The sequence below is a fragment of the Minwuia sp. genome (assembly GCF_048263705.1).
Classification (GTDB): Bacteria; Pseudomonadota; Alphaproteobacteria; order Minwuiales; family Minwuiaceae; genus Minwuia.
Genome location: NZ_JBLXDV010000012.1, coordinates 1 through 21,971, shown reverse-complemented (window position 1 = coordinate 21,971; position 21,971 = coordinate 1). Strand labels below are relative to the sequence as shown.

Genomic DNA, 21,971 nt, shown 5'->3' with positions numbered 1-21,971 from the left:
GCCTACAATGGCAGGTCGTCCGCCAGGATCAATCGGTCGATGGTGTCGGTCAGTACATCGATCATGCGCGGATCATCGATCAGCACCGGACCGGGGCGGTTGAGCACCGCGTTGTTGATCGTGCCGATGACAAGCTGAAACCCGAACAGGAAGCGCAGCCGCACCTGCTCGCTGTCACAGCTCGGGTCGGAGGTTGCGATGGCATCCCATGTCGCGGCAACGGCCTTCCGCGCCGTCTCGCGCAGGGGCGGAATGCCGTCGGGGTCGCCCAGTTGCCTGTAGGCGATCGCCCGCATGAATCCCTGGTTTTCCAACGCGAATTCCAAGATCAGCTGGACCAGCCGGCGAATGGCGGCCTTGCGCCCGCCCGTCAGCTTTTCCGGCGTCAGTTCGCCGGCGATGATCGCCGCAAGTTCCTGCTGACGCTCCTTCAGCAACGCATCCAGCAGACCTTCCTTGTTGCTGAACCGTTGATAGAGCGTGCCGATGGAGCTGTCCGCGGCATCGGCGATGTCTTCCATCTTCAGTTCGGCATAGCCACGCGTCTCCAGCAGGCGATGCGCCGCATCCAGAATGACGCGCTTGCGCTTCTGACTGCGGGCCTGTTTCGCCGGCAGGACGCCGGTTTCACCATTGTCTTGTACGCTCACCGCGACCACCCTGTAGCAGGAAGTGAATAGGAATTTCATATCTGCCGCCCCCACCGCTCACAAGCGTTGATGACGAAACCCAGCCCGTTTTCGATTGACGGTCTCAGGCGGCGAAGCTAGCTTTAGGTCGATGATTTACGCCGCTCGGCATATCCTGCTAGGCAACGTCCTAGGCAGCCCGGCTCTCAGGTAGAGTCGGGTAAAGCCCCCGCGTGCGTCGAGGCCCTGTCAATTCATCTGATTGAGCGGCCGCCTTTCCTGTCCCATTCGAAGCGCTTGCACAATGCGCCTCAAATCCGCAAAACAGCCGCGGCTTCGACGCCTCACACAAGATTCTACGTCTCTGGAGACGATGACCATGCCGACCATGCCCAATCTTCACAAATATCAGGCCTTTCCGCAGATCGATCTGCCGAACCGAAGCTGGCCGACCAGAACCATCGACAAGGCCCCGATCTGGTGCTCTGTCGACCTGCGCGACGGCAACCAGGCCCTGATCGAACCGATGAACGGCGATAAGAAGACGCGCTTCTTCCGGCATCTGCTTGCCGTCGGCTTCAAGGAGATCGAGGTCGGCTTTCCTGCCGCCTCGGACACGGACTTCGACTTCGTCCGCCACATCATCGACAACAACATGATCCCCGACGATGTGACCATTCAGGTGCTGGTCCAGGCGCGCGAGGAACTGATCCGCCGCACGTTCGAGGCGGTGAAGGGTGCGAAGAACGTCATCATCCACTTCTACAACTCGACCTCGACGGTCCAGCGGCGCGTGGTGTTCGGCCTCGAAAAGGACGGCATCACGCAGATCGCGGTGGATGCCGCGAAGCTGATCAAGGACCTGATCCCGACGCTGGAAGGCAGCAACGTCCGCATCGAGTACAGCCCGGAGAGCTTCACCGGGACCGAACTGCCCTACGCGCGCGACGTGTGCCACGCGGTGATGGACGTGTTCGAACCGACGCCGGAGAACCCGATCATCATCAATCTGCCCGCAACGGTCGAGATGGCGTCACCCAACTATTACGCCGACCAGATCGAGTGGATGCACACCAACCTGAAGGACCGGGACTCGGTCATTCTCAGCCTGCATCCGCACAATGACCGCGGCACGGCGGTGGCGGCGACCGAGCTTGGCGTGATGGCCGGTGCGGACCGCATCGAAGGCACGCTGTTCGGCAATGGCGAGCGGACGGGCAATGTCGATCTGGTGACGCTGGCGCTGAACATGTTCACCCAGGGCGTGGATCCGGATCTCGACTTCTCCAACATCACCGAATCCATCGCGGTCGCCGAGGCCTGCAACCAGTTGCCGGTGCACCAGCGTCACCCCTACGCGGGCGAACTGGCCTACACGGCGTTTTCCGGCTCGCATCAGGACGCGATCAAGAAGGGCATGACCGCCGTGCGCTCGTCCAACGAGGGCCTCTGGGAAGTGCCCTACCTGCCGATCGATCCGCAGGATGTGGGACGCGCCTATGAAGGCATCATTCGCGTGAACAGCCAGTCCGGCAAGGGCGGCACCGCCTATGTGATGGAAAGCGAGTACGGCATCGAACTGCCGCGCCTGCTGCAGGTCGAGTTCAGCCAGGTCGTGCAGAAGATCGCGGACCGCACCGGCAAGGAGATCATGCCCGAGACCATCTGGGAATGCTTCGAGGAGACCTATCTCGACACCACCAGCCCGTTCGATCTGGTCAGCTACAAGGTCACCCAGGGGTCCGAAGACGGAACTTCTTCCGTAACTGCCGAGGTGAGCCGCGACGGCGAGATCACCACCGTTTCGGGCGAGGGCAACGGACCGATAAGCGCTTTCTTCCAGGGCATGAAGGATGCGTTCGGCATTCAGGCCAACCTGACCGACTATCGCGAGCATGCCATCCATGCCAGCGCGGGCGGGTCGCGCACGCGGGCCGTGTGCTTCATCCGGCTGGCGAACAGGCACGGCGAACAGCGCTTTGGCGTCGGCATCAACGAGAACACCACCACGGCCTCGCTGCGGGCCATCGTGTCCGCCGTGAACCGGCTGGCCGCCATTCGGTAACAGCAGTTGCACATCGGCTGACGTCGCGTGTATCTCTTGAGGCAATATTTTCAGGGGAGCGCGACGTCATGCACGATCTGGTCATTCGCGGCGGCAGCATCATCGATGGCACGGGTGCCGACGCCTACACGGGCGATGTCGGTGTCAGGGACGGCATCATCGTCGAGGTCGGCGGCAAGGTCGGTCCCGGCAAACGAGAAGTCGACGCGGGCGGCGCGCTGGTCACGCCGGGCTGGGTCGACATCCACACGCATTATGACGGACAGGCCACCTGGGACGGCGATCTGACGCCTTCCGCCTGGCATGGTGTGACGACGACGGTCTTCGGCAACTGCGGCGTGGGCTTCGCGCCGGTGAAGCCGGGGTCCGAACCCTATCTGATCAACCTGATGGAAGGCGTCGAGGACATTCCCGAAATCGTCTTGTCCGAAGGCATCGACTTCCGCTGGGAGAGCTTCCCCGAATTCATGGACGTGCTGGCGGAGACCCCGCGCACCATGGATATCGGCTGCCAGGTGCCGCACGCGGCGCTGCGATACTATGTGATGGGCGACAAGGGCGCGGACTATCAGTCGCTGCCGACCGAGGACGAGATCGCCAAGATGGGCACCATCCTGGAGGAAGCGCTGCAGGCCGGTGCCATGGGCTTCACCACCTCCCGCACCATCAAGCACAAGGCCGCCGACGGGCGCTTCACCCCGTCGCTGACGGCGCGCGAAGCCGAACTGTTCGGCATGGCCGACGCCATGCGCCGCGCGGGCAAGGGCGTGCTGCAGGTCAATTCGGACTTCGAGGAAGGTGACTTCGACATTCTGCGCGCCGCCGCCGAACGCGCGGGACGCCCGCTGTCGGTGCTGCTGATCCAGGTCGACAATGCGCCCGACCGCTGGAAGGACACGCTGAAGGGCATTCATGCCGCCAACGCAGCGGGCATCCGGGCGAACGGACAGGTCGGCACCCGCCCCATCGGCATCCTGATGGGGCTGGAGACGTCGGTGCATCCGTTCCTGAGCCACAAGACCTGGAAAGACATGGCCGACCTGACACCGGCCGAGCGCTACCAGCGGCTGAAGAACAACCCGGAACTGCGCCAGCAGATGCTGGATGAGAAACCGCAGGGCGGTCACGCCAAGTGGATGGACTTCGCGCTCGACAAGGCGCATCCGCTGGAATACCCGCTGAACTACGAACCGAGACCCGAGAATTCCGTCGGCAACCGCGCCAAACGCGAAGGTCGCGACAAATGGGAGGTCGCACTGGACCTGATGCTGTCGCAGGACGGCAAGGCGATCATGCTCTACCCGTTCGAGAACTACTATCACGGCGATCTGGAAGTCGTGCGCACCCTGATGACCGACGAACACACGGTCGCGGGCGTCGCCGATGGCGGCGCGCATGTGGGACTGATCTGCGATTCCTCCGCCCCGACCACCTTGCTGACGCTGTGGGGCCGGGACCGCGTGCGGGGCGAGAAGATCCCCCTGCCCTATCTGGTCAAGAAGCAGACCCGCGATACCGCCCGCGCCTATGGCATCACCGACCGCGGCACCATCGAGACGGGCATGAAGGCCGATCTGAACGTGATCGACTTCCAGAACCTGTCGGTGACCATGCCGGAGGTCGTCTACGACCTGCCCGCCGGCGGGCGGCGCCTGATCCAGCGCGCCAACGGTTATCGGCACACCTTCAAGGCCGGGCAGGAAACCGTCGCCAACGGCGAACTGACCGGCGCCCGCCCCGGCGGCCTGATGCGGGGGTAACACTCACCGTTCAACACACGGCCTCCTTTGGCCCTCGAATGGCAAGACTCGCGCATTTCCTGCACTCGATCCCCGAGTGGCTGCGCCATCAAGGATGACACTGTTTTCTCTCGTGTGTCATCCCCGTCACCCGCAGGGTGCGCGGGGATCGGGTCAAGAGCGTCCACCGCACGAGACATATCACCTCCGACTTCGCCTCGACGCCTTCCTGTGATCTAATATCGGGCGGGAGGATGAGAACATGGAACTGAACATCTGGCCGGTCACGGACGGCTTTGCCGCCGAGGTCGTCGATCTGGATCTGTCGCAGGCGCTTGATGACGCGACCGTCGAGGCGGTCAAGCAGGCCTTCTGGACTTATGCTGTTCTGGTCTTTCCCGACCAGAAACTGACCCAGGAACAGCATATCGACTTCGCGAAACACTTCGGTCCGCTGGAAACCTCTATCGGCAAGTACCGCAAGGATGTGAAGATGCGCATCCCGCTGGAGCTTGCTGACGTTTCCAATCTGGGCGAAGGCAACAGGATCCTGGATGAAGACAGCCGCCTGCGCCAGTTCCAGCACGGCAACCGGCTGTTGCACACCGACAGTTCGTTCAAGTTCGTGCCGGGCCGGGCCAGCCTGCTGTACGCGCGCGAGATCCCGCCGGCGGGCGGCATGACAGAATTCGCGGATGAACGCGCGGCCTACGCCGCGCTGGACGACGCCACGAAAGAACAGATCGACGGGCTGATCGCGGAGCACTGCATTCGTTATTCGCGCATGCGCATGGGTTACGATCGCTTCACCGAGGAAGAAATCCAGCAGATGCCGCCGGTCCCGCAGGTCCTGGTGCGGACCATCCCGGAGACGGGCCGGAAGAACCTCTACCTCGCCTCGCACGCCCTCAAGATCGTCGGAATGGAGGACGAGGCGGCACGTGCGCTGATCGACCGCCTGATCGCGCACGCGACGCAGCGGCAGTTCGTCTATACCCACCGCTGGCGGGTGAACGACCTCGTGATGTGGGACAACCGTTGCACCATGCACCGCGGCACGCCATTTGATGATCTGAGATACAAGCGCGACGTACAAAGAGCGACGGTCGGCGAGCCGGCGAATTCGGTCGAGATGGCCGGGCTCCCCCTGCCGGAGATCGCAGCATAGGAAGGACTGAATCATGGGACTGTTCGGATCGAAACGCGACGATGGGGCCTTCGGGCTGGTCTCCGGCAGCTTCCCGGATCCCGAAACCGACATCGATCCCGCCAGGGACAGCGGCGAGGCCGTGCTGGCCGGCGGCTGCTTCTGGTGCGTCGAGGCCGTCTATCTGGAGCTGGACGGCGTCCACTCGGTGGTCAGCGGATATGCGGGCGGGACGGCGGAAACGGCGGACTACCGTTCGGTCTGCAGCGGACGGACGGGCCACGCCGAGGTTGTCAAGGTCAGCTACGATCCGGAGAAGATCAGTTTCGGCATGCTGCTGAAGATCTTCTTTTCGGTGGCGCACGATCCGACCCAGATCGACCGGCAGGGCAATGACATCGGCCCGCAGTACCGGTCCTCGATCTTCTACGCCAATGACGACCAGAAGAAGGTCGCCGAAGCCTATATCGCGCAGATCGATGACGCGGGCGTTTTCGACGACCGGATCGCGACGAAGCTGGAAAAGCTGGAAACCTTCTACGACGGCGAGGAGTATCACCAGAACTATGCTGCGCGGAATCCGACCCAGCCCTATATCGCGCATCTCGCCGCGCCGAAGGTCCAGAAGCTCTACAAGCTCTATCCGGAGAAGACCCGGGGCTGAACCGGCGGCGTCGATGCCTGTCGGACGCTCCGATCTTCACATTGCGCTTTGCCAGGCCGCATCCCAGACTGGAGCCACATTCAGTGGGGGACAGTGTTATGGGTCGTGTGGTGTTTCCTGGCCGTGGATTGAAGCTGCTTTGCGGCATCATGCTGGCAGCCGGCCTTGGTGCCTGCACCCTGATCCCGGACGCCGTGTTCGAGACAGCCGGTTCGGCCGCCGCCTCCTCCGCCGCCGGCACGTCGGATGACGGCGGCATCGCCAGCGCGACGCTCGCAACCGGGGCAAGCGGCAAGGACGGACCGGTCGAGGTCGGGTTCGACGAGATCGCCGCCCACTGCACGCAGCCCGCGGGGCCGCAACCTGAATCGCTACCCCTGATCGCGGCCGGCGCGGCGGCGCAGGCGGTGAAACTGGGCCTGGGACAGATCGACAAGGCCCTGAAAGACGAGATCGGCAGGTACACCAGACAGACCAAGCTCGTGCGGCTGCTCGATTTACCGGCCACCGCCGCAGCGTCACGGATGAAGACCGGCCACGCGCCGGCACGCGACTGCCTGATCTTCGCCGACGACAAAGGCGCGCCGGTTCTGGTGCTGGAAGCGGGTTACCTCGCAGGCGGTTCGGTCGATCCGGAAGCAGTACCGCTCCACCGGCTGGGATCGGAAACGCCGGTCGCCCTGAAGTACCGGCCCTTGTGGCTCGACCTCAACGGCTTCCGCCCGGAACGCGGCACCGAAAGATCCCATGCGGTCGTGGTAACGGTGCGCACCGCGCACTTCGTCACCCACGAACGCTACTCCGAGCGCCGACCGCAGCCGAAGTTCGAGCTTGTGAGTTTCAGACTGGACAAGGGTCTGCCCGGGACGGGCGGCCTGTCTCCCGCCCCGCGTGCGGAAGGATACAGCAGACCCTGGTCGGTTTTCCCGGCACTTGGCACGCCCGGCGGATCGCAGCGGCCCGGATCCGGCTTGGTCGAATTCCACTTCGAGATCGGCATCGCCGCGAACCCGCCGACATGGCTGAAGCTTTCGGACCTGCTGTTCACATCGATCACGAAGGGACTGCCGGAGGAAGCGAAAAAGGCGGTCGAGAAACTGCTCGACTAGAGACCTTTGTGGCCTACCACTCACCTTCCAGTCCGGCATATCCACCCTTGAAATAGAGCAGCGGCGCGCCGGACTTCTTCCGGCTCGTGTCCGTCACGCGACCGATGATGATGATATGGTCGCCGCCATCATGCATGGACGTGCAGACGCATTCCAGGTTTGCCAGCGCCTGGACGAGGCGCGGACAGCCGTTCTTGCCGTCAGACCAGACAAATTCGTCACTGGCGAACTTGTCCTCGATCTTGGAGGCGAAATGGTTCGACTGCGCCTGCTGGTCGTGACGCAGGATGTTCACCGTGAAGGCTCCGCCCTCGACGAACGCCGACGCGCAATTCGCCCCGCGTTCCAGGTTGAACAGGATCAGCGGCGGATCGAGCGACACCGAACTGAAGGAGTTCGCCGTCAGGCCGACCGGTGTGCCGTCTGCCTCACGCGTGGTGATGATGGTGATGCCTGTCGCGAAACAGCCGAAGACATCACGCAGTTCCCGTTGGTCCAATACCCCGAATCCCTCGCCCTCTGATCGTTCGGCCCGACTCTAGAACGTCACGGACCGTTTGGGAATCGCTGCGGGCCATTCCGTTGCCTCGTGCCGGACCGCTCTTATCGCTAACGCGTTCTTAACTGTAGAGGTGGCAAAGTCGGGTCAGTTGAAATCCAATCCTCTCGGGTGACCCAATGTTCTTCATTATCGGCGTCGTGGTCGTGATCGGCTCAGTGCTGGGCGGGTATCTGCCTCACGGCTCGTTCGCAGTCCTGATCCAGCCGCTGGAGGTCGTGATCATCTGCGGCTCTGCCCTGGGCGCGTTCATCATCTCGAATCCGAAGACCGTGATCTTCGGCGTCCTCGGGTCGATCAAGAAGATCCTGAAGGGCAAACCCTACAACAAGGACGCCTATGAGGAACTGCTGACGCTGCAGTACACGATCTTCAAGCTGGCCAAGGCCAAGGGGATGCTGGCACTGGAAGCGCATATCGAAGACCCGGAGAAGAGTTCGATCTTCTCGGCCTTCCCGAATTTCATGAAAGACCATCACGCCGTCGAATTCATCTGCGATTACCTGCGTCTGATGACCATGGGCACTGAGAACAGCCACGAGATGGAAGCCCTGATGGACGAGGACATCGAAACCCATCACCACGAGCAGCATGCGATCTCCTCTGCGGTCACGACGGTCGGCGACGGCCTGCCCGCCTTCGGCATCGTCGCCGCCGTGCTGGGCGTCATCATCACCATGCAGTACATCTCGGAGCCGCCCGAGGTGCTGGGCGGCAAGATCGCGGCGGCGCTGGTGGGCACGTTCCTGGGCATCTTTCTCGCCTACGGCTTCGTCGGTCCGATGGGCAAGAGCCTGGAAGCCTACGCGGAAGCCGAGACCAAGTACTATCAGTGCATGAAGGCCGGCATGCTGGCCTATCTGAACGGCTACGCCCCGGCGGTCGCCGTCGAATTTGCCCGCAAGACCCTCTACAGCCACGAACGCCCCAGCTTCAAGGAGCTGGAAGAGGCTGTCGAAAACGCACCGAAGGTCTGATCGGCTCCCGTCATGGCAGGCAATGAACAACCCATCATCGTCAAGAAGGTCATCAAGGGTGGCCACGGCCATCACGGTGGTGCCTGGAAGGTCGCCTATGCCGACTTCGTAACGGCGATGATGGCCTTCTTCCTGCTGCTCTGGCTGCTGAACGTGACAACCGACGAACAGCGCGCCGGACTGGGCGACTATTTCTCGCCGGCCGCCGTCTCGCAGCAGACGTCCGGCTCGGGCGGTGCCATGGGCGGGCAGACGATGGTGCGCGACGGTGCGCGGATTTCCGACGCCGGACTGCCGACGGTGGTCGTCTCGATCGGCGACATCGAGGACGAGGAAGAGAACCACGAGGACGGCAAGAAGTTCGATCCCGCCGGCGACGAGGTCGACGAGGAAGGCATCTCCGACAATGCCTCCGACACGACCGAGCGCGAGGAAGGCCGCCAGGGCAAGCCCAACGAGGAAGATATCGCCGAGGCGCTCGCCCGTCGCGAACAGGAAGCCTTCAACGAGGCGATGGACGCCATCGAGGAAGCCATCAACGAGGCACCGCCGGAAATTCAGGAGCTCGCCAAGAACCTGATGGTCGACATGACCGAGGAAGGACTGCGCATCCAGTTGGTGGATTCGGACGGTCGGTCCATGTTCGAGAAGGGCAGCCCCGATCTGGAAGGCCACACGCAGCAGATCCTGACGCTGGTCTCCGACGTGATCGGACGCCTGCCGAACCAGATCAAGATCACCGGCCACACGGACGCCACACCGTTCCGGTCCACCAATGGATACGGTAACTGGGAGCTCAGCGCAGACCGCGCCAACGCCAGCCGCCGCGCCCTGCTCAACCTGGGCGTCCCCGAGACGCGGATCGATCAGGTCACCGGCAAGGCGGCACAGGAGCTTCTGGTCACCGAAAATCCCTATGCCGATGCCAACCGGCGCGTGGCCATCGTGCTGATGCGCCAGGCGGGACTGGCACAGAAGCAGCAGCCGATCGACGCGCTGAAAGGCCTCGGCCTGAAAGTCGAGGAACCGGAAGACCGCGGGCGCTGATCTGTCCGGCGGGCCCGAACGTAACCTGGCCACGGTTAAATCCGATGCGGAACGCACCACATTGACGGTGTACCGATCAGAAAGTGGCAAAGAACATGGCAGACAGCGAAAACGGCCTCGGCACCCAGATGATGCGCTATGCGCGCGTCGGGCGCTCAATGGGCGGACTCGCGGCCAAGATGGCGGGCGAACGTTATCTGGGCGTGAAGATCGATCGCGACGATCACGCGCGCGACCTGCGGGCGGCACTCGGCGGCCTGAAGGGACCACTGATGAAAGTCGCGCAGATCCTTTCGACGATCCCCGAGGCCCTGCCCAAGGAATACGCCCAGGAACTGGCGCAGCTTCAGGCCGACGCCCCGTCTATGGGCCCGGCTTTCGTGAAGCGCCGGATGATGTCCGAACTCGGCCCGGCGTGGCGCAGGAAGTTCGACAGTTTCGATCGCGAGGCGGCCTCGGCGGCATCGCTGGGTCAGGTCCACCGCGCGACCGATCATGACGGCAACCGGCTCGCCTGCAAGCTGCAGTACCCGGACATGAAATCGGCCGTCGACGCGGACCTGAGACAGCTCAAGCTGATCTTCTCCATCTATCGCCGCTACGACAAATCCATCGACACATCGAACATCCATGCCGAGATCGGCGACCGCCTGCGCGAGGAACTGGACTACAGGCTGGAAGCGAAGCACATGGCGCTCTACCGCCTGATGCTGGCCGATGAGCCGGGCGTGCACGTGCCCGAGGTCTATCCCGATCTGTCCACCGACCGGCTGCTGACCATGAACTGGCTGGACGGCAAGCGCCTGCTCGACTGGAAGGACGCCCCCATCGAGGAGCGCAACACGCTGGCCACCAACATGTTCCGGGCCTGGTATGTGCCGTTCTACGGTTATGGCGTGATCCACGGCGACCCGCATCTGGGCAACTACACGGTGCGCGACGATCTGACGATCAACCTGCTGGATTATGGCTGCATCCGTTCGTTCAGGCCGACTTTCGTGGGAAGCGTGATCGACCTCTATCGCGCGATTCGCGACGATGATCGGGAACTGGCGGTGCACGCCTACGAAAGCTGGGGGTTCGAGGGCCTGAACAACGAGGTCATCGACACGTTGAATCTCTGGGCGGCCTTCGTCTACGCCCCCCTGCTGGAAGACCGGCCCCGGCGGATCCAGGAGTTCGGCGACGACGGCGTCTACGGCAAGGACGTGGCCGAACGCGTGCATCGCGAACTGAAGGAACGCGGCGGCGTGACCCCGCCCCGTGAGTTCGTCTTCATGGACCGCGCAGCCATCGGGCTCGGTGGTGTCTTCCTGCACCTGAAGTCAGAGATCAACTGGTACCGGATGTTCCACGAGATGATCGAGGACTTCGACGCCGACACGATGGCGGAGCGGCAGAAGCAGGCGTTCAACGAAGCCGGTGTGCCGCTGCCCTGAGATGCCGTCTGATCAGTCGGGCCGGTCCATCGAGAAGGTTTCGTTGATCACCGCATAGTCCATGTATCCCAGGCGCGCGACCGGCTGGTAGGAGGCGATATCGATCATCCCGTCCTTGATGATCCGTTCGTCGATATGCACCCCGACGACCTCGCCGACGACCATGTTGTTGATGACCTTCGGGTTGGATGACTTCAACTGGATGACCTGGATCAGCCTGCATTCCAGATTGACCGGCGATTCCTTCACGCGCGGTGCCTTCACGATCTCGCAGTCCACCGGCGTCAGGCCCGCTGCCTTGAACTCGCTCTCGTTGCGCGGCAGATGCGCGGCGGTCTTGTTCATGTGATCCTTCAGATCCCAGGTCACCATGTTGACCACGAACTCCCCGGCTTCGCGCACGTTGTCCACCGTGTGCTTCATGCCGCCCTGCGGATGTGCGCCGTTGCAGCCGAACACGACCGTCGGCGGAAAATCGGTGATGGCGTTGAAGTAGCTGAAGGGCGCGAGGTTCACCTGACCTTCGGCATCGCGGGTCGAGATCCAGCCGATGGGACGCGGCGCGACCAGCGCCTTGAAAGGATTGTGCTTGAGACCGTGATGCTCGTCGGCGCGATAATACATGTGTGTTTTCCCCGGAGAAATATTGAGCCAGAACCTATGGCGGCAGGCCCCGCCGATCAATCACGCAATCAGAAAAGGCTTTGCGCGCGGATATTGCTTCGGTTAGATGGCAGCATGGATGGACAACGGATCATACGACGACGACGCAGCTGACACTGCCCGGACGCCTGCCGCAGACGCAGGCTCCGCCGGACAGCACGATACACCTGCCTGCCAAACGTCCCGATTCGAGAGCCTTCGCCATGTTCACCATTTCCCACCTCGACGCAGCCGCTCGGGCTGAACTTCCCGCCTTGCTTGACGTGTCATTCGGACCCGACCGTCACGCCAAGATCGCCTACCGGTTCCGCGACGATGTGGCGGAGGCTGAAACCTACGGCCTGGCCGCATGGGACGGCGACCTGATGATCGGGGCCATCCAGTACTGGCCCTGTTCCGTCGCCGGCGTGAAGGCCCTGCTGCTCGGTCCGCTCGCCGTCGCGCCGTCATACCGGGGGCGCGGCGCGGCCAAGGCGCTGGTCAACCAGAGCCTCAGGCTTGTCGAGGATGCGGGACTGGATCTGGTTGTCCTGATCGGCGATCCGAAACTCTACCTGCAATACGGGTTCACACCCGCAAGAGGCCAGGACCTCAGCATCGACGGCGAACCGGACGAGCGGGTCCAGATGAAGCCGCTGACCGAGGCCGGACGCAGGGCGACCGGGCTGGTCTCACCCGGCACCTGATCTGCGGCTCCGCTACAGCTTCTCGATCTTCACCGGCAGGCCGTCCAGCGGCTTCGGAATCGGAATGCGTGCCCACTGCGGCTCGTAGCCCGGTTCCAGGCTGATGCGGAAGCGCTGCAGGAACTGGAAGGCAAAGGCCTTCACCTGCATGTAGGCGAAGTGGATGCCGAGGCACTTGTGCGCCCCGCCGCCGAAGGGCGCCCAGGCGAACTTGTGGTTGCGGTCTTCCGCGCGGTTGGGGCTGAAGCGGTCGGGATCGAACTTCGCCGGATCGGTCCAGAGTTCCGGCATCATGTGCACGTAGCCCGGGCTGACAGAGACGTTCGATCCGGCCGGAATCACCTTGCCCTCGAATTCGAAGTCGCGCACCACACGGCGCGGGATGAAGGGCACCGGCGGAATCATCCGCAGCGCTTCCTTGAAGACGCGTTCGGCGTTTTCCATCTTCGCGATGTCTTCATAGGACAAATGCGCGCCGCCGATTTCCGTGATCTCCTTGCGCAGGCGCTCCTGCCACTCCGGATGCGCGGCCAGCGCCCACATCATGGTGGTCAGCGAACTGGTGGTCGTGTCATGGGCGGCCATCAGCAGGAAGTTCATGTGATCGATGATTTCCTGATCGGTCAGCATCTGGCCTTCGTCGGATTCGGCGTAGCAGAGCTGGCTGAACATGTCCTCGCCCTGCTCCCCCGCCGCCCGGCGTTCGACGATCAGGTCGGCGAACAGCCCGTTCAGGAACTTGCGGGCCTCGACGCCCCTGTGCATGGCGAAACCGCGCACCGGCTTGCGGATGACCGCGATGGAGGCCGCCACTTCGTCCACGAACGCCTGATTGATCTTCTGTGCCTCTGGCCCGGCATCGATGCCCAGAAAGACGCTTGCCCCCATGTCGAGGGTCAGCTGCTTGATCTGCGGATAGAACTTGAACTCGGGCGTCTTCCCCCACGCATCCAGACGCTGTTCGATGCCGCCGTTCATGCGCAGCAGATAGTCCTTCATCGGTCCGGGCTTGAAGGCGACCTGCATCACCTTGCGATGGGCGCGGTGATCGTCGAAGTCACGCAGCATCAACCCGTCGGAGAACAGACGGCTGAGCATGTGGTGCCATCCGGCACGCGAGGAGAAATTCTTCTCCCGGTCCATCAGCACCATCTCCAGCGCGTCCGGCCCCAGCATGGACACCGACCACTGCATGAAGGTCTTCGACTTGTAGACATTGCCGTAGTCGGCATGCGCCTTCATCGTGGTGCCCAGCGGGTCCTTGATGAAGCGGATCGTGCCGAGCAGCGGAATCTTCGGCGGATTGCCCGGCAGATGCGCCAGATCCTCGGACCCGGCACGCGGGTATCCACCATTGGATTCCAGTTCCTGATCAATCACAGCCATGATTTCGACTCCCCGAAGTGATGGGTCATTTTGGTTAAGTGAACGATAGTCAGTTACATGTCGTGACGCAAAGGGAAACCTGCGAATCCGGCAACCGGCGTGTCACGACCAGACCGGCATCACCATGATGGCCGCCGCGGTGCACAGGCTGAGGGCAAAGATGCGGAAGGCCCGCTCCGATGCGAAGCCGAACGCCTTGCTGCCCGACCAGATCGCCAGCGCGTAGGCGGGTGCCAGCAGCGCCGCCAGCAACAGCCGTTCCGGCGTGAACAGACCGAACCAGAGATGCATGGCACCTGCCATCATCCCCGTCAGTCCGAAGAAGGCGAAGATGTTCATGCGCATCTGTGCCGGCGTGGTCTCGCTGCCGGCCCAGAAGACGATGACCGGCGGGCCCGAAAGGCCGGCGATGCCGCTGCCCATGCCTGCTGCCGTGCCGACGGCCACGATGCCGGGCACCGGCATGGGTTTCCTGCGCCTGTATCCGCTTGCCAGACCGACGACGGCCCCGAGCACCAGGATCGAAATGATCCATTTCAGCGGTTCTTCCGGCGTCGTGGCCAGTGTCCACACCCCAAGCGGGACGCCGATCACCGCGCCCGCGAACAGGGGTCGGATCTCCGACCAGTTGCAGTTGCGGAAACCCGTGACTGTCAGCGGCAGCACGATCACGAAATCCATCAGCCACAGCGTGATCACCGCCGTCTGCGGCGCAACGAAGATGCTGGCCAGCGGCACGAAGACCATCGCCGCACCGAAGCCGGCAAACCCGCGCACCAGACCCGTTGCGAGGGCGATAATGGCGAGGATCAGTGTCTGTTGCGTCAGCAGCGCGTCGGCCTGGACGGCCAGTTCGTTCATGCCGTCGTGTCGGGCGCGATCTCGACGACTTCACCGTCCCGGATGGCCAGGCCGATCCGTCCCGCCTTCAGATCAAGCGCGGCATCGCCGAAGACCGCGCGTCGCCAGCCCTGCAAGGCGGGAACGTCGGCATCGTCTGCCGCCGCGATCTTTTCCAAATCGGCGGAGGGGCAGACCAATTTCTGCGCCACATTGTGCTGAGCGCATTTCCGCTTCAGCAGAACCTTCAGCAGTTCAACGATGGGTGCCAGCGCCGGATCGGGCGGCATCTGCCTCGGCAGTTTCGGCCAGCTTTCCTTCGGCTGCGACAGCACGTCCTCGGAAAGCTTCAGGATCGCCGAACCGAACGGGCCATCCGCCATCTTGCGATTGAAACCCCGCACCTTCGCCAGCTGATCGAGGCTCTTGGGCGGATCGGACGCGATTTCCATCAGCGATTCGTCGCGGATCACCCGGTTGCGCGGCAGGTTCCGTTTCTTTGCCTCGGTTTCGCGCCAGGCGGCCAGCGCCTGAACCATGGCCAGAAAGCGTGGCTTGTTGGTGCGCGTCTTCAGGCGTTTCCAGGCGTCTTCCGGTTCGACGATATAGGTGCCGCGCTCGGCCAGCACATCCATCTCGCCCTGCACCCATTCGGTCCGCCCGGACTGTTCCAGTTCATCCAGCATGCGCGCGTAGACCGTCCTGAGGTGCGTGACATCGGACAACGCATAGGAAAGCTGCTTGTCGGTCAGCGGGCGGCGCGACCAGTCGGTGAAGCGGCTGGACTTGTCGATATGTTCGCCCGCCAGCTTCTGGACCAGCGCGTCATAGGCGATCTGTTCGCCAAAGCCCATGACCATCGCCGCCACCTGCGTATCGAACAGCGGCAGGGGCACCTCGCCGCCTTCGTGCACGAAGATTTCGATGTCCTGACGCGCCGCGTGGAAGACCTTCACGATCGACGGGTCGTACAGCAGGTCGTAGAGCGGTTTCAGGTCATTGCCCTTGGCCAGCGGATCGACGATGACACCTTCGTCCTCGGGGCCCGCAAGCTGTACCAGGCACAGCAGCGGCCAGTAGGTGCTTTCGCGCAGGAATTCAGTATCGATGGCCACATAGGGCTGTCCGGCCAGCGACGCGACATAGGCCGCCAGTTCTTCGGTTTCGGTGATAATCTGCATCTGCCGCAGATAGCACAGATTCACCGGCACGGCAGTCTTGATCTTGACAAGGCAGGGCGGCAGATGTTCGTTCCGCCGCAGAGACCCGATGCAGTAACTCATTCCTTCCCGAACTGGTCAGACCCATGCACGCCTATCGCAGCCATACCTGCGGCGAACTGCGCCGCGAACACGAGAACGAAACCGTCCGCCTGTCGGGCTGGGTGCATCGCAAGCGCGACCACGGCAACCTGCTGTTCGTGGACCTGCGCGACCATTACGGGCTGACCCAGTGCGTGGTCGAGACGGGCGAGGCCGGTTTCGCCGAACTGGACGGCGCACGTTCCGAAAGCGTGATCACGGTGACGGGCCGGGTCGTGGCCCGTGATGCCGAAGCGATCAACCCGGATCTGCCGACCGGCGAGATCGAGGTCCGGATCGAGCGCATCGACGTGCAGAACGCGACCGGCGACCTGCCGATGCCCGTGTTCGGCGATCAGGAATATCCCGAAGACATCCGCCTGACCTACCGTTTCCTGGACCTGCGCCGGCAGCGCATGCACCGCAACATCACCATGCGCGCGAAGATCATCGCAGACATCCGCCGCCGCATGACCGAGGGCGGCTTCATGGAATTCCAGACGCCGATCCTGACGGCCTCCAGCCCCGAAGGCGCGCGCGACTTTCTGGTGCCCAGCCGCATGCATCCCGGCAAGTTCTACGCCCTGCCGCAGGCGCCGCAGCAGTTCAAGCAATTGCTGATGATCTCGGGCTTCGACCGCTATTTCCAGATCGCACCCTGCTTCCGCGACGAGGATGCCCGCGCCGACCGCAGCCCCGGCGAGTTCTATCAGCTCGACATCGAAATGAGCTTCGTCGAGCAGGAGGACGTCTTCCAGGCCATCGAGCCCGTGCTGACCGGCACGTTCGAAGCCTTCAGCGACTGGCCCGTGACCACCAAACCCTTCCCGCGCATCCCCTTCGCCGATGCCATGCTGAAGTACGGCACCGACAAGCCGGACCTGCGTCTGCCGGAAGCCATGGACATCTGTGACGTGACCGAAAGCTTCCGCGACAGCGGCTTCGGCCTGTTTGCCAAGTCCGTGGCCAACGGTGCAGTCGTGCGCGCGATACCGGCCCCCGGTGCCGCATCCCAGCCGCGCCGCTTCTACGACCAGATGAACGACTGGGCGCGTGCGGAAGGCGCTGGCGGCCTGGGCTACATCATCTTCGGCGAGGACGGGCCGCGCGGCCCCATCGCCAAGAACCTGGACGACGACCGGGTGGCTCAGATCAAGTCCGACTGCGGGCTGTCTGACGGCGACGCCGTGTTCTTCGCCTGCAATAAGGCCGCCGGTGCCGCCAATCTGGCCGGCAAGGCGCGGGTGCGCGTCGGCGACCAGCTGGAACTGCTGGAGCGCGAACAGTTCAAATTCTGCTGGATCGTCGATTTCCCGATGTATGAATGGGACGAGGACGAGAAAAAGGTCGAATTCTCGCACAATCCATTCTCCATGCCCCAGGGCGGCATGGAAGCGCTGGAGACCATGGACCCGCTTCAGATCAAGGCCTACCAGTACGACGTGGTCTGCAACGGCGTGGAACTGTCCTCGGGCGCCATCCGGAACCACCGCCCGGACATCATGCTGAAGGCGTTCGAGATCGCGGGTTATGAGGCCGAGCAGGTGGAGAAGGATTTCTCCGGCATGCTGAACGCGCTGCGCTACGGCGCGCCGCCCCATGGCGGCATCGCCCCCGGTGTCGACCGCATCGTCATGCTGATCCTGGACGAGCCGAACCTGCGCGAGATCGTCGCCTTCCCGATGAACCAGCAGGCCGAAGACCTGCTGATGGGCGCCCCCGCCGAAGCCACGCCACGACAGTTGCGCGAACTGCACATCCGCACGGTGTTGCCCGAGCCCGAGAAGAAGCAGGTCTGACACGAGCGGCAGGGCATCGATGCACGCGGCAACGTGAAACCACCCCGCGCAGCGGGGCTTGATCAAAGTTTACCCCACACTCCGCTGCCAGGCTGCCCGGTGCGGCGTTCCCACCTGCGCAAACCGTGACAGGCTTCACCGCCCGCTAGGTTCCGGGATCGAGTCCCGGAACGGGGGAGAGTGTATGATGGCCTCTCCACAAACCATCACGCGCAGCGGGACTTGATCCCGCTGCCCAGTGCGGCGTCTACATCGGCACAAACTGCGACATGTTTCGCCATCCGCTGGGTTCCGGGATCGAGCCTGTCCCCGCCCCGTGCGGGGATCTCGGAACGCGGAGGAGTGTATGATGGCCTCTCCACAAACCATCACGCACAGCGCCTGCATCGGCACAAACCGTGACAGGTTTCACTATCCGCCGAGGTCGAGATCGGGCCTGTCCCCGCCCTGTACGGGGATCCCGGAACGCGAGAGAGTGTGCGATGATGTCTCAACAAACCGCCACGCGCGGCGACGATCCGGCTGAGCCGACCCCGAGAATAAGTAATCGGTCACCTGCCGAGATGGCATGGCAGCCGTCGCCGGACTGCGGTATATCTGACTCCATGGCTGATATTGCGACATCGTCGGCGGAGACGGCGGAAGACCGGGCGAGCGACCGATCGGACCGGGCGCGGGCGCGGGTCGGGTTCTTCTTTCTGAACATCGGGCATCTGTTCGATCACATGTTCATGCTGATCTTCGCCACCGCCGCGATTGCGCTGGTGGGCATGGACGGCATGACCTACGGGCAGCTGGCCGAACTGGCCACGCCAGCCTTCGTCGCCTTCGGCGCGTTTTCCCTGCCTGCGGGCTGGCTGGCCGGCAAGTGGTCGCGCGAGGGCATGATGTCGGTCTTCTTCATCGGCATCGGCCTGTCGGCCATCGCCATGGGCTTCGCCGACAGCGCCAACCAGATGATGCTGGCCCTGTTCCTGATCGGCATGTTCGCCGCGATCTATCATCCTGTCGGCATTGCCATGGTGGTGCACGGCAAGCAGAAGGTCGGCCTGGCGCTGGGCATCAACGGTGTCTGGGGCAACATGGGCATTGCCGTCGCCCCGCTGGCAACCGGCATTCTGGTGGAACTGTCGGGCTGGCGCGCCGCCTTCATCCTGCCGGGCTGCATCGCCGTCCTGTTCGGCATCGCCTATATCCTGTTCGTGCGCAACGAGGCCCGGATGCCCGCCGCCGCGAAGAAGCCGATCATCGACCCCGACCAGTCCGAGTTGGAATGGAGCGTACTGATCCGCGTCGCCATCGCGCTGATCCTGACCATCCTGTTCGGCGGTATCGTCTTCCACACCGTCAGCTTCGCCCTGCCGAAACTGTTCGAGGAACGGCTGATCGCGGTTACCACGGATCTGAAGAGCATCGGTCTGATCACCGGCGCGGTCTTCGCCATCGCCAGCTTTGCGCAGATCGTCGTGGGGCGGCTGGTGGACCGCTACAGCCCGCGCACAATCCTGCTGATCGTCGCCTTCCTGCAGGTACCCGCCTTCGCCGTCATGGCGACCCTGACCGGCCTGCCCGCGATCTTCGTTGGCATCATCATGATGATGGTCGTCTTCGGCGAGATCCCGATCCATGACACCATCGTCACCCGGCACACCAAGTCGGCCTGGCGCAGCAATGTCTTCGCGGTGAAGTTCGTCATCGCCCTGCTGGTCGCCGCCGTGGTGCCCAAGCTGATCGGCACGGTGCACGATGCCTATGGCTTCGAGACGCTGTTCTTCATCCTGTCCGCGGCGGCGGCCGGTGTCGTGATGTCGGCGCTGATCCTGCCCAGGGCGCGAAAGATCACCGCCACCTGAATCCGGCCCTGAAAGGAGCGCCCATGACCGAGCACCTCATCACCACCGAGGAGGGTCTGCGCGCGCTCTACGGCGAAGCCAGCGGGCGTGCCGCGGCCAAGGCCATCGGCAAGCTGGACAAGCATTGCAGGCACTTCATCTCGCTGTCGCCGTTTCTGATCCTGTCGAGCGCGGATGCCGACGGACGCGGCGATGTCTCGCCGAAGGGCGATCCGGCGGGTTTCGTTCATGTCATCGACGACAGCACCATCGCGATCCCCGATCGGCCCGGCAACAACCGGATCGATACGCTGATCAACATCGTGCAGAACCCGGACGTGGCCTGCATCTTCCTGATCCCCGGCGTGCGCGAGACTTTGCGCGTGAACGGCAAGGCCGAGATTTCCACCGACCCCGAGTTGCTCGCGCAGATGGAAGTGAAGGGCAAGCTGCCCATCAGCGCCATCGTCATCCATGTCGAGCAGACCTTCCTGCATTGCGCCAAATCCATCATCCGCTCGAAGATCTGGGACGAGGAGGCGCAGGTGGACCGCAAGGTGCTGCCGTCCCTGTCGCGCATGATCGCCGACCAGCTGGATCAGCAGATAAACGAGGCGGAAGCCGAGAAGCAGCTTGAGCAGGCCTACCGGGATCGGCTTTATTAGCCACAGATTCTGAAGACAAGCTGCACGGGGAGAGCAAGCATGGCGAAGATCGGATTTGTCGGTGTCGGCAACATGGGCGGGCCGATGGCCATCAACCTCGTCAAGGCGGGGCACGAGGTGAAGTGCTTCGACCTGTCGGCGGACGCGGTAGCCCGTGTCGTCGAAGCTGGCGGCACGGCAGCGGACTCCGCGACCGCCGCAGCGTCAGGCGTCGAGTTCGTCTGCACCATGCTGCCCAAGGGCGACCACGTCCGCGCGGTCTATCTGGGCGAGGACGGGCTGATTGCCTGCTCCGACGACAGCACCGTCTTCATCGATTGCTCGACCATCGACGTGGCGACGGCGCGCGAAGTCGCCGAGGTCGCCCGCCAGGCGGGCAAGGCCATGGTGGATGCGCCGGTCTCGGGCGGTGTCGGCGGTGCCGAGGCGGGCACGCTGACCTTCATGTGCGGTGCGACCGACCAGGCATTCGAGAAGGTGAAACCGATTCTGGACGTGATGGGCGGCAAGATCGTGCATGCGGGTGGCGTCGGCAACGGTCAGGCGGCCAAGATCTGCAACAACATGGTGCTTGGGATCACCATGATCGCAGCCGGCGAGGCCTTTGTGCTGGCCGAGAAGCTGGGGCTGGATCACCAGACCTTCTTCGACATCGCATCGACCTCGTCCGGCATGTGCTGGCCGATCAACACCTATTGCCCGGTCCCGGGTCCGGTGCCGACCAGCCCGGCCAACCGCGACTATCAGGCAGGCTTCACCGCCGAGAACATGCTGAAGGACCTGCGCCTGTCACAGGCCGCGGCCAGCGACACCGGCACGGCCACCCACATGGGCAGCGAGGCGCAGGAACTCTACAGCCAGTACGCCGAGGCCATGGAAAAGGGTGCCATGGACTTCTCCGGCATCATCAACATGATCCGCGAAAAGAGTGGCGGCTGATGAACTACTGGCTGTTCAAATCGGAGCCGAACACCTGGGGCTGGGACGATCAGGTGAAGAAGGGCGACGAAGGCGAAGGCTGGGACGGCGTCCGCAACTATCAGGCCTCCAACAACATGAAGGCCATGAAGGTCGGCGACCTGGGCTTCTTCTATCATTCGGTGAACGAGAAACAGATCGTCGGCATCGTCGAGGTGATCGAGGAATACCGCCCCGATCCGACCGACGAGAAGGGCCGCTTCGGCATGGTCACGGTCAAGGCCGTGAAGCCGTTCCCGCAGCCGGTCACGCTGGCCGATGTGAAGGCTGAGGAACGCCTTGCCGACCTGCCCCTGATCAAGCAGTCGCGCCTGTCGGTGATGCCGATCCCGAAGGACGCCTGGGATATCATCTGCGAGATGGGCGGGCTCTAGAGCGTCCCCATATTTGATTGAATCGATTTAGGATTCCCAAATCAGTCTGGTTCTGATTCAACATGCTGGCTG

Annotated in this window: 20 protein-coding genes; 14 read left to right on the top strand and 6 right to left on the bottom strand. The window is 63.3% G+C overall.

Annotation, left to right across the window (positions count from 1 at the left end; translation table 11 throughout):
- Window positions 1–2 precede the first annotated feature (2 nt).
- On the bottom strand, window positions 3–650 hold the full coding sequence (locus ACN0X7_RS15930) for a TetR/AcrR family transcriptional regulator (RefSeq protein ID WP_417519047.1): 648 nt from the start codon (window positions 648–650) through the stop codon (window positions 3–5).
- 352 nt (window positions 651–1,002) lie between these two features.
- On the opposite strand from ACN0X7_RS15930, the gene leuA reads away from it, so the two are divergent.
- The 5 genes from leuA to ACN0X7_RS15905 all read left to right on the top strand — a co-directional run bounded on the left by leuA (window position 1,003) and on the right by ACN0X7_RS15905 (window position 7,353).
- Complete coding sequence (gene leuA / locus ACN0X7_RS15925; protein ID WP_417519045.1) at window positions 1,003–2,694, top strand: 2-isopropylmalate synthase; 1,692 nt, start codon at window positions 1,003–1,005, stop codon at window positions 2,692–2,694.
- Between the two features lie 68 nt (window positions 2,695–2,762).
- Window positions 2,763–4,454: an N-acyl-D-amino-acid deacylase family protein gene (locus ACN0X7_RS15920; RefSeq protein ID WP_417519043.1), complete on the top strand. Its 1,692-nt coding sequence runs from the start codon at window positions 2,763–2,765 to the stop codon at window positions 4,452–4,454.
- Between the two features lie 241 nt (window positions 4,455–4,695).
- Window positions 4,696–5,601: a TauD/TfdA dioxygenase family protein gene (locus ACN0X7_RS15915; protein ID WP_417519041.1), complete on the top strand. Its 906-nt coding sequence runs from the start codon at window positions 4,696–4,698 to the stop codon at window positions 5,599–5,601.
- A 13-nt stretch (window positions 5,602–5,614) separates the two neighbouring features.
- On the top strand, window positions 5,615–6,244 hold the full coding sequence (msrA, locus tag ACN0X7_RS15910) for a peptide-methionine (S)-S-oxide reductase MsrA (protein ID WP_417519039.1): 630 nt from the start codon (window positions 5,615–5,617) through the stop codon (window positions 6,242–6,244).
- A gap of 98 nt (window positions 6,245–6,342) precedes the next feature.
- Entirely contained in the window at window positions 6,343–7,353 is a 1,011-nt protein-coding gene (locus ACN0X7_RS15905; protein ID WP_417519037.1) for a hypothetical protein, read from the top strand.
- Between the two features lie 13 nt (window positions 7,354–7,366).
- Here ACN0X7_RS15905 and ACN0X7_RS15900 read toward each other — a convergent pair whose 3' ends face one another.
- The gene (locus ACN0X7_RS15900) at window positions 7,367–7,852 is read right to left on the bottom strand and encodes a flavin reductase family protein (RefSeq protein WP_417519035.1); all 486 of its coding nucleotides are present in this window, start codon (window positions 7,850–7,852) and stop codon (window positions 7,367–7,369) included.
- A gap of 179 nt (window positions 7,853–8,031) precedes the next feature.
- Here ACN0X7_RS15900 and motA point away from each other — a divergent pair, with 179 nt between their 5' ends.
- The 3 genes from motA (at window position 8,032) to ACN0X7_RS15885 (ending at window position 11,375) form a co-directional block, all read left to right on the top strand.
- Window positions 8,032–8,889 carry a flagellar motor stator protein MotA gene (gene motA / locus ACN0X7_RS15895; RefSeq protein WP_417519033.1) on the top strand — a complete coding sequence of 286 codons (858 nt, stop codon included), beginning with the start codon at window positions 8,032–8,034 and terminating at the stop codon, window positions 8,887–8,889.
- A 12-nt stretch (window positions 8,890–8,901) separates the two neighbouring features.
- Window positions 8,902–9,936, top strand: coding sequence for a flagellar motor protein MotB (locus ACN0X7_RS15890; protein ID WP_417519031.1), 1,035 nt, complete (start codon window positions 8,902–8,904; stop codon window positions 9,934–9,936).
- 95 nt (window positions 9,937–10,031) lie between these two features.
- Complete coding sequence (locus tag ACN0X7_RS15885) at window positions 10,032–11,375, top strand: ABC1 kinase family protein (protein ID WP_417519029.1); 1,344 nt, start codon at window positions 10,032–10,034, stop codon at window positions 11,373–11,375.
- A gap of 12 nt (window positions 11,376–11,387) precedes the next feature.
- On the opposite strand, the gene ACN0X7_RS15880 is transcribed toward ACN0X7_RS15885, so the two are convergent.
- A complete protein-coding gene (locus tag ACN0X7_RS15880) occupies window positions 11,388–11,999 on the bottom strand; it encodes a flavin reductase family protein (RefSeq protein WP_417519027.1) in 612 nt (203 codons plus the stop codon).
- Between the two features lie 293 nt (window positions 12,000–12,292).
- On the opposite strand from ACN0X7_RS15880, the gene ACN0X7_RS15875 reads away from it, so the two are divergent.
- The gene (locus tag ACN0X7_RS15875) at window positions 12,293–12,724 is read left to right on the top strand and encodes a GNAT family N-acetyltransferase (RefSeq protein ID WP_417519025.1); all 432 of its coding nucleotides are present in this window, start codon (window positions 12,293–12,295) and stop codon (window positions 12,722–12,724) included.
- Between the two features lie 12 nt (window positions 12,725–12,736).
- Here ACN0X7_RS15875 and ACN0X7_RS15870 read toward each other — a convergent pair whose 3' ends face one another.
- The 3 genes from ACN0X7_RS15870 to rnd all read right to left on the bottom strand — a co-directional run bounded on the left by ACN0X7_RS15870 (window position 12,737) and on the right by rnd (window position 16,233).
- On the bottom strand, window positions 12,737–14,110 hold the full coding sequence (locus tag ACN0X7_RS15870; RefSeq protein WP_417519022.1) for a cytochrome P450: 1,374 nt from the start codon (window positions 14,108–14,110) through the stop codon (window positions 12,737–12,739).
- Between the two features lie 102 nt (window positions 14,111–14,212).
- Window positions 14,213–14,971, bottom strand: a complete 759-nt coding sequence (locus ACN0X7_RS15865) for a sulfite exporter TauE/SafE family protein (RefSeq protein WP_417519020.1) — start codon at window positions 14,969–14,971, stop codon at window positions 14,213–14,215.
- Window positions 14,968–16,233, bottom strand: a complete 1,266-nt coding sequence (rnd, locus tag ACN0X7_RS15860; RefSeq protein WP_417519018.1) for a ribonuclease D — start codon at window positions 16,231–16,233, stop codon at window positions 14,968–14,970. The genes ACN0X7_RS15865 and rnd overlap by 4 nt, the downstream gene beginning before the upstream one ends.
- Window positions 16,234–16,256: 23 nt before the next feature.
- Between rnd and aspS the strand changes: the two genes are divergently transcribed.
- The 5 genes from aspS (at window position 16,257) to ACN0X7_RS15835 (ending at window position 21,899) form a co-directional block, all read left to right on the top strand.
- Window positions 16,257–18,050 (top strand): aspartate--tRNA ligase, encoded by a 1,794-nt coding sequence (aspS, locus tag ACN0X7_RS15855; RefSeq protein ID WP_417519016.1) that lies wholly within the window; start codon window positions 16,257–16,259, stop codon window positions 18,048–18,050.
- A 605-nt stretch (window positions 18,051–18,655) separates the two neighbouring features.
- Window positions 18,656–19,903, top strand: a complete 1,248-nt coding sequence (locus ACN0X7_RS15850; RefSeq protein WP_417519014.1) for an MFS transporter — start codon at window positions 18,656–18,658, stop codon at window positions 19,901–19,903.
- 23 nt (window positions 19,904–19,926) lie between these two features.
- On the top strand, window positions 19,927–20,547 hold the full coding sequence (locus ACN0X7_RS15845; RefSeq protein ID WP_417519012.1) for a pyridoxamine 5'-phosphate oxidase family protein: 621 nt from the start codon (window positions 19,927–19,929) through the stop codon (window positions 20,545–20,547).
- A gap of 39 nt (window positions 20,548–20,586) precedes the next feature.
- Window positions 20,587–21,486: a 3-hydroxyisobutyrate dehydrogenase gene (mmsB, locus tag ACN0X7_RS15840; RefSeq protein WP_417519010.1), complete on the top strand. Its 900-nt coding sequence runs from the start codon at window positions 20,587–20,589 to the stop codon at window positions 21,484–21,486.
- On the top strand, window positions 21,486–21,899 hold the full coding sequence (locus tag ACN0X7_RS15835) for an EVE domain-containing protein (protein WP_417519008.1): 414 nt from the start codon (window positions 21,486–21,488) through the stop codon (window positions 21,897–21,899). Before mmsB ends, ACN0X7_RS15835 begins: the two co-directional genes overlap by 1 nt.
- Window positions 21,900–21,971: the final 72 nt, after the last annotated feature.

Coding starts and splice junctions, on each gene's coding strand:
- leuA (WP_417519045.1), top strand. CDS start 1,003: ATGACCATGCCGACCATGCCCAATCTTCACAAATATCAGGCCTTTCCG.
- ACN0X7_RS15920 (WP_417519043.1), top strand. CDS start 2,763: ATGCACGATCTGGTCATTCGCGGCGGCAGCATCATCGATGGCACGGGT.
- ACN0X7_RS15915 (WP_417519041.1), top strand. CDS start 4,696: ATGGAACTGAACATCTGGCCGGTCACGGACGGCTTTGCCGCCGAGGTC.
- msrA (WP_417519039.1), top strand. CDS start 5,615: ATGGGACTGTTCGGATCGAAACGCGACGATGGGGCCTTCGGGCTGGTC.
- ACN0X7_RS15905 (WP_417519037.1), top strand. CDS start 6,343: ATGGGTCGTGTGGTGTTTCCTGGCCGTGGATTGAAGCTGCTTTGCGGC.
- motA (WP_417519033.1), top strand. CDS start 8,032: ATGTTCTTCATTATCGGCGTCGTGGTCGTGATCGGCTCAGTGCTGGGC.
- ACN0X7_RS15890 (WP_417519031.1), top strand. CDS start 8,902: ATGGCAGGCAATGAACAACCCATCATCGTCAAGAAGGTCATCAAGGGT.
- ACN0X7_RS15885 (WP_417519029.1), top strand. CDS start 10,032: ATGGCAGACAGCGAAAACGGCCTCGGCACCCAGATGATGCGCTATGCG.
- ACN0X7_RS15880 (WP_417519027.1), bottom strand. CDS start 11,999: ATGTATTATCGCGCCGACGAGCATCACGGTCTCAAGCACAATCCTTTC.
- ACN0X7_RS15870 (WP_417519022.1), bottom strand. CDS start 14,110: ATGGCTGTGATTGATCAGGAACTGGAATCCAATGGTGGATACCCGCGT.
- ACN0X7_RS15865 (WP_417519020.1), bottom strand. CDS start 14,971: ATGAACGAACTGGCCGTCCAGGCCGACGCGCTGCTGACGCAACAGACA.
- rnd (WP_417519018.1), bottom strand. CDS start 16,233: ATGAGTTACTGCATCGGGTCTCTGCGGCGGAACGAACATCTGCCGCCC.
- aspS (WP_417519016.1), top strand. CDS start 16,257: ATGCACGCCTATCGCAGCCATACCTGCGGCGAACTGCGCCGCGAACAC.
- ACN0X7_RS15850 (WP_417519014.1), top strand. CDS start 18,656: ATGGCTGATATTGCGACATCGTCGGCGGAGACGGCGGAAGACCGGGCG.
- ACN0X7_RS15845 (WP_417519012.1), top strand. CDS start 19,927: ATGACCGAGCACCTCATCACCACCGAGGAGGGTCTGCGCGCGCTCTAC.
- mmsB (WP_417519010.1), top strand. CDS start 20,587: ATGGCGAAGATCGGATTTGTCGGTGTCGGCAACATGGGCGGGCCGATG.
- ACN0X7_RS15835 (WP_417519008.1), top strand. CDS start 21,486: ATGAACTACTGGCTGTTCAAATCGGAGCCGAACACCTGGGGCTGGGAC.